This is a genomic window from Dellaglioa sp. CoH-57-MRSF-22, from assembly GCF_056781895.1.
In genome coordinates this window covers 1-298 of the sequence record NZ_JBXAXT010000176.1, presented here as the reverse complement: position 1 = coordinate 298, position 298 = coordinate 1, and the positions used below count along the sequence as shown (strand labels likewise).

The 298-nt window shown below is 59.1% G+C and carries 1 protein-coding gene; it reads right to left on the bottom strand.

The window, feature by feature from the left end; genetic code table 11:
• Positions 1-9: 9 nt before the first annotated feature.
• Positions 10-298: hypothetical protein (locus AC1RPR_RS08695; RefSeq protein WP_481763552.1), on the bottom strand; the 289-nt coding region annotated here is incomplete at its 5' end.

Here is a 298-nt window from a genome sequence, read left to right as displayed (position 1 = left end):
TCATACACGTTACGCCACATGATAGCAAGCAAAAATTCCATCCGGATGAAGATTCAGCTCTTCCTGCTTCACGAGCGTGCTCATTCGTTCCCACGACGAGACCTGCACCGTCAGATTGGGGTGTACCGGATGTGGCGCGTGCGCTCCCCAATTTGCTAGGTCCCAACGTGGTCCACGGTAGGAGGGCGGCTGCACCCAGAATTTCCATGCGCCGGGCTCCACATCCAGATCGTGCTGGGCCAGCAGCGCCGCACTCAACTTCCGGGCCAAGCGCTGTGCTGTGGGTCCTGTGCCATCA